The sequence below is a fragment of the Pseudomonas sp. genome (genome assembly GCF_049590575.1).
Classification (GTDB): Bacteria; Pseudomonadota; Gammaproteobacteria; order Pseudomonadales; family Pseudomonadaceae; genus Aquipseudomonas.
In genome coordinates, this window is sequence record NZ_JBAWDE010000187.1 from 1 (window position 1) to 5,964 (window position 5,964).

The following is a 5,964-nucleotide window of genomic DNA, read 5'->3' on the forward strand; positions in this document are numbered from 1 at the left end:
TTTAGAAGCTCATGTCCACCTTGGTCCAGAGCGTGCGCCTCGGCTCCTTGATGGCGTGCGGGTCGTTGGCCGGGTAGCCGAACCCGGCGTTGCCGGCCAGGTTCAGGTGCTCGGCGTAGGCCTTGCCGAAGAGGTTGTCGACGCCGCTGCTGACCTTGAAGTTTTTGTTGATGCGGTACGCCGCATTCAGCGAGAACACGCCAAAGCCGCCGCTCTTGTCGAAGTCCTTGCCGACCACGTTGCCCTTGTTCCGGTCGATGCGGTTTTGCGCCGCAACCACGCGCCACAGGGCGCCGGCGCTCCAGTCGTCTTCGCTGTAGGTCAGGCCGAAACGCGCATCCAGCGGCGGCATTTGCGGCAGCGCCTTGCCGTCGCTGCTGTTCTTGCCCCAGGCGTAGGCGAGGGTGGCGTCGGCCTTCCAGTTGCGGGTCAGCTTGTACGCCGCGCCGAGTTCGCCGCCCATGATCCGCGCGTCCACATTGCGCGCCTGGGAGGTGGTGCCCATCATGCCCGGCTGGTAATCGAACAGGATGAAGTCGCGCACCTGGCCGATGTAGCCCGAGGCCCAGGCGTCGAGGTCGGCGGTTTTGTATTGCGCGCCGAAGTCGAGCTGGGTGGTCTTCTCCGGCTTCACGCCGTCGAACGCATTCACCGCGCCGGCAGCACCGGTGTCGGGGGAGAACAGCTCCCAGTAATCCGGGAAGCGTTCCGCATGGCCGAGGCCCGCGTAGAGCGTGGTGGGGCTGTTGGCCAAGTCGTGTTCATAACGCACGAAGCCCGACGGCAGCGTATCGGCGCGGGTGTCGCCTGCGGTGGCGCTGGCCTCGCGAAAATCCTTGGCCGAGGCACGGTCCAGGCGTGCGCCGGTGATCAGCCGATCACGCTCGGCGGCGTACCAGGTCAGTTCACCGAAGGCGCCGTAGTTGTGGAAGTTGGCGTCCTTGACCTTGGGCAGGTCCTTGTAGGTGTCGATGCCCATGCTGCTGCGCTCGCGGTGTTCGTTGGTCTGCGCATCCAGGCCGCCGATCAGTTGCAGATCGGTCCAGCGCCAGGTCGCCTTGACCCGCGCGCCGAGGGTGCGCCGGTCGACGTTCGCCGCCATCGGCCCGGCCATCATCCCGGTGCCGGACGGCGTGCGCAGGCTGTAGTTGTCCATCACGTGGTCGGCGTAGTTGTAATAAACCTGGGCCTCGACCTTGTCCAGCACCTCGCCGATGTTGGACTTCTCGAAGCGCAGCCCCAGGCTTTCGCGCAGGAACTGCGAGCCGTCCATGCCGCGCCCGGCGTAGCGCGCTTGGCCATCGCCACGCCCGGCGGTGAGTTCCAGCAGGGTGTCGGCGTCGGGGGTGAAGCCCACGGCAACGTCGCCATTCCATTTGTCGTAGCGCGAGGCGACGGTGGCGTTGTTGCCGTCCTGGTAATCGTCGGCATGCGCCTGGTTGCCGATCACCCGCACATAGCCCAGCGGGCCTCCGGCAGCGGCATCGATGACCTTGTCGAAGCGCCCGTTGGAGCCGGCCAGCACGCTGGCGTTGACGCGTGTGCCCAGCTCGCCGAACTGCTCCGGTTCGCGCTCGAACAACACCGTGCCAGCCGACGCGCCCGGGCCCCAGAGCACGGTTTGCGGGCCTTTGATGACCGTAAGCTTGTCGTAGGTCTCCGGCGAAATGTACGAGGTAGGGGCATCCATCCGGCCTGGGCAGGCGCCGAGCATCTGGCTGCCGTTGGTGAGGATGTTCACGCGTGAACCAAACATGCCGCGCAGCACTGGGTCGCCGTTGGTGCCGCCGTTGCGCACCAGGGCGAAGCCGGGGATGGTCTTGAGGTAGTCGCCGCCATCGCTGGCAGGCACCGGTTGGCGCGGGTCCTTGGGGTTAGTGACCACGGTCAGCGGTGAGCTGGGCGCAATCGCGGTGATCACGGTGGGCGTGAGTTCGTGCTCGGCGTGCTCATCGGCCTGAGCATGGGGGGTGAGCAGCGCGCCGCAGAGGGCAGCGAGCACGGGCGCACTTACCAAACGAGCGTTGCATCCCAAACGGGTGTCAGCAGAAAACCTGGACATAAACATTCCATCAATCAATCGTAAACAACACGGCCAGCAGCCTGCGGCTGTCTGTCTAAAGTCGGCCGGGGTGAAGTAACGCTGTGAAGTGCTTACGCGATGATGGGCGGCGCGCGGCTGCGGGCGCCGGGGAAGATGCTCTGCCGGGCATGGCCCAGGCGTGTGGCGGGGGTCAGGCCGTTGGCCGGTGGCGGGCTGCTCAGGGTGAACGTGGAAATGCCGCCGGGCAGGGCCGGGCAGCTATAGAGCAAGTCGCAATAGCCGCACTTGGACCAGAGGGCGTGGTGCTCGTCAGGGGCTTTTTTGTGATGGGATTCGCCGTGGTCCATCGGCATGTCCATGGACATGCTCATCGACATACCGGCGTGATGATCCATCGGCATCGCTTGGGAAATCAGCGGACCGATAAAGATCATCAGCATGGCGAACAGGCTGATCCAACTGCCGCGCTTCACGCGGTGGTGGGGGGATAGCCTGGCGCGAGGGGCGCCCATCGCGTGTTGGCCTATTGGACGTGCTTATGCTCGTTGGGCGCCGTCGGCGGGACTTTCTGTACCGACACTTCCACGTCAACCTTGCCGGCTTTCTCGAAGGTCAGGGTCAGTGGGAATTGTTTGCCGTCGGCCAACAGGCTGCGGTCTTTCAGGCCCAGCAGCATCACGTGGTACGCCATGGGCGCGAAGGTCAGGTCACCCTTGGCCGGCACAGCGACGCTGGGTACTTGCTGCATCTTCATCAGGTCACCCTGCATCACATGCTCATGCAGCTCGGCCTTGTCCGCCAGCGGCGTCTCGACACTCAGCAGGCGATCCGGGGTTTCCCCGGTGTTATGAATCACGAAATACGCCGCAACCGTCGGCGCATTCGGTGGCAACTCCTGGGACCAGGGATTACTGACTTTCAGGTTGCCGACCTTGTAGTCCTCGGCATTCGCAGCACTGAACACCGGCAGCAACAACGCAGCCAGAAGCAGGGAAGATTTGAGCATGGCAGTTCTCCAGAACGGTTCTAAACGCAGTTCACTTGCGAAGAAAATCAGACCGTTGGAGAGGCGCGCGGGTTGAGGCTCGGCCATTGCTGGCGCGGGGTAGGGCATTGCAATGACGGCGGCGGCAGGTCTTGCACCGCGTCGAATCTTGCGAAATACAGTGTTGGTGAATGCCCCGGCAATGCCACTAATGGCGCCGAGCCCGAGCAGCACCAGCAATGCTGCATGGTGGAGTGATCGTCCTGCTGCGGCGCCGGAATCTCCAGCTTGCCCAAGGCAATGGCCGTCAGCTTGTTGGCATTGGAGGAGCAGAAACCGCCCCAAAGCAATTGCTTAACCGGGTCATCCGCCTGCTGCATCGCACTCGCCAGCGGCATGGCAAACGCATTGAACAGCACTGCGAGGCAGGCTATCCAGGCAATTGCAACGCGTTGACGGGCCATGGCGGACAATCCGTAGGGTTAAGCGATCAGGTGGGTATTTAGCCTGATCGGGGAGGATAAGTAAAAAGGGGCGGTGTGGTTTGGTGTCGCAGTGCTGGGTTTGAGGATAGACGGGAACTGAGGGATTGTGGATCAACCAGGCGTTGCGGCTCAAAATGTTGGAGCGGCCCCCCTTCCTACCACAGAAATTTCCGACAGTGATTTGAGGTTGTCCCTAGGAAACGCAATCTCTAGTCTCCGTACACCACTGCAAACTCAGTGGTCGGGCGTCGCGGCCCGGATCCTATAGGCGCTAAGCGCCATCGTCTGCTTTCAGTTGACGCTTTTTTATCGTCTACTGTGCGGCGCTATGGTGGCTGTGCGCGGGATACCTTCGGGTATGCCGGGTTGCCTAGGGACCGGTCCGCGAACCTGCGCACAGCTGCCACCCTCCATCGCGTCGCGGCGATCAGTGGTAGCTCCACGTCCCTTAGGAGCTTCACAATGATTAAACCTACCCCCAATCCCCCCTTTCGGCTGTTCACCGTAACCGACGGAATCAGCACCGAAGACTTGTTGGTCAACCTCATTGAAACACTCGCCTCGGCCAACGCGCTGAGTTGCGACTTGGCGTTTAGCCTGGAAGGATCGAAGCGAGAGGAGTTGTTGGGCGTCGCTCAGTTGATCGAACTGGCGCAGTTACTGGCTGATCGGGTGCACGATGCAGCCGGACAAACGGTTGCCGCGAGGAGCTAACTGACCGACGCAGATTAGTGTGGGAGCTGGCTTGCCTGCGATGGCATCGCTGCGGTGTATCTGAACGACCGCGTCGTCTGTATCGCAGGCAAGCCAGCTCGCACCTTTGTTTCGTGTTGCGTCATACAGACTGGAATGCTTCCAGTACCGAGTTGACTGTTGTGAATTCCCTATCCACCCTCGCCAACACCGGCCGCCTCAACACCAACACCGGCACCCCCCGCTCCCGTGCTACTTCCAGCTTCGGTTCGGTCGCCGTGCTACCGCTGTTCTTGCTGATCAACACATCAATCCCACGCCGTTCAAACAGCACGCGCTCGTCTTCGATCAGAAACGGCCCACGCGCGCCGATGACTTCACAGCGCGCATTGCCCGGATACACCTCCAGCGCGCGCAAGGTCCAGAATTGTTCAGCAGGGATTTCGTCGAGATGCTGCAACGGCTCGCGCCCTAACGTGAACAAAGGACGCTTGAACGGTCGCAAGGCCTCGATCAACTCGGCCCAGTCACTGACCTCGCGCCAGTCATCCCCCGCCTGCGGCTGCCATGCCGGGCGGCGCAAGGCCCAGCACGGCACGCCACTCAAACGCGCAGCCTGGGCGGCGTTGGCGCTGATCTGTGCTGCGTAGGGGTGGGTCGCGTCGAGGATCAGGCTGATAGTTTCATCCCGAATAAACTGCGCCAACCCCTCGGCCCCACCGTACCCGCCCACGCGAACCTGGCACGTCAGGTCGGTCGGCACTCGGCCCACACCCGCCAGGCTGTAGATATGCTCAGGCCCCAGGGTGCGAGCGATTGCCAGCGCTTCAGTCACACCGCCCAACAACAGGATACGGTTCATCGCGGCTTGACCACGTCCAGCAGGGTGATCGGCAGCGCCTGGCGCCAGGTGTCGAACGCGCCCAGCGGCTGGGCCTGGGCCACGTGGATGCGGGCCAGTTCGCCGCCGTGTTGGGCGCGCCAGTTCATCAAGGTCATTTCGCTTTGCAGGGTTACGGCGTTGGCCACCAAGCGGCCGCCGGGGCGCAGGTTTTGCCAGCAGGTGTCGAGCACACCGTCGCGGGTGACGCCGCCGCCGATGAAGATCGCGTCCGGTGCTTCCAGGCCATGCAACGCGTCCGGGGCCTTGCCGCGGATCAGTTGCAGGCCAGGGACACCGAGGGCGTCGCGGTTGTGTTCGATCAGGCTTTGGCGCCCTTCGTCAGCCTCAATCGCCAAGGCGCGGCAGCTTGGGTGGGCGCGCATCCACTCGATACCGATGGAGCCGCTGCCCGCGCCCACGTCCCACAGCAATTCGCCGGGCATCGGGGCGAGGCGGGCGAGGGTCATGGCGCGGACGTCGCGCTTGGTCAGTTGGCCGTCGTGCTTGAAGGCCGAATCCGCCAGGCCCGCCAGACGTGATAAACGGGGTGTTTCGCTCGAGGCCAGGCAGTCGATGGCGACCAGGTTCAAATCGGCCACCGAGGTGTGCTCCCACGTCTGCGCCAGCCCGTCGATACGTCGCTCATCCGCGCCGCCCAAGTGTTCAAACACGCTCAGTCGGCTGGGCCCGAACCCGGATTCAGCCAACAGCGCGGCAATCGCAGCAGGGCTTTGCCCGTCATTGCTCAACACCAGCAACCGCACGCCACTGGCCAGGTGCGCATTCAGCGCGGCCAATGGCCGCGCGACCACGGACAGCGTCACCACCTCCTGCAACGGCCAGCCCAACCGCGCCGCCGCCAGCGACACCGACG

The 5,964-nt window shown here is 63.6% G+C and carries 7 protein-coding genes; 1 reads left to right on the plus strand and 6 read right to left on the minus strand.

From position 1 onward, the window contains the following. Position 1: 1 nt before the first annotated feature. From WBR57_RS13000 to WBR57_RS13015, 4 genes are all read right to left on the minus strand, one after another. Positions 2-2,062: a TonB-dependent copper receptor gene (locus WBR57_RS13000; protein ID WP_424084153.1), complete on the minus strand. Its 2,061-nt coding sequence runs from the start codon at positions 2,060-2,062 to the stop codon at positions 2-4. A 92-nt stretch (positions 2,063-2,154) separates the two neighbouring features. Then, positions 2,155-2,556 (minus strand): DUF2946 domain-containing protein, encoded by a 402-nt coding sequence (locus WBR57_RS13005; protein ID WP_424084154.1) that lies wholly within the window; start codon positions 2,554-2,556, stop codon positions 2,155-2,157. An 11-nt stretch (positions 2,557-2,567) separates the two neighbouring features. Continuing rightward, positions 2,568-3,050, minus strand: coding sequence for a copper chaperone PCu(A)C (locus tag WBR57_RS13010; protein WP_424084155.1), 483 nt, complete (start codon positions 3,048-3,050; stop codon positions 2,568-2,570). 47 nt (positions 3,051-3,097) lie between these two features. Beyond that, positions 3,098-3,493 (minus strand): DUF2946 domain-containing protein, encoded by a 396-nt coding sequence (locus tag WBR57_RS13015; protein WP_424084156.1) that lies wholly within the window; start codon positions 3,491-3,493, stop codon positions 3,098-3,100. 483 nt (positions 3,494-3,976) lie between these two features. Here WBR57_RS13015 and WBR57_RS13020 point away from each other — a divergent pair, with 483 nt between their 5' ends. Next, a complete protein-coding gene (locus WBR57_RS13020) occupies positions 3,977-4,228 on the plus strand; it encodes a DUF6124 family protein (RefSeq protein WP_424084157.1) in 252 nt (83 codons plus the stop codon). A gap of 121 nt (positions 4,229-4,349) precedes the next feature. On the opposite strand, the gene WBR57_RS13025 is transcribed toward WBR57_RS13020, so the two are convergent. Both WBR57_RS13025 and cbiT read right to left on the minus strand, forming a co-directional pair. Beyond that, the gene (locus tag WBR57_RS13025) at positions 4,350-5,069 is read right to left on the minus strand and encodes a cobalt-precorrin-6A reductase (RefSeq protein ID WP_424084158.1); all 720 of its coding nucleotides are present in this window, start codon (positions 5,067-5,069) and stop codon (positions 4,350-4,352) included. Next, positions 5,066-5,964 (minus strand): precorrin-6Y C5,15-methyltransferase (decarboxylating) subunit CbiT (gene cbiT, locus WBR57_RS13030; RefSeq protein ID WP_424084159.1); only part of this gene is annotated, 899 nt, incomplete at its 5' end. The genes WBR57_RS13025 and cbiT, both read right to left, overlap by 4 nt.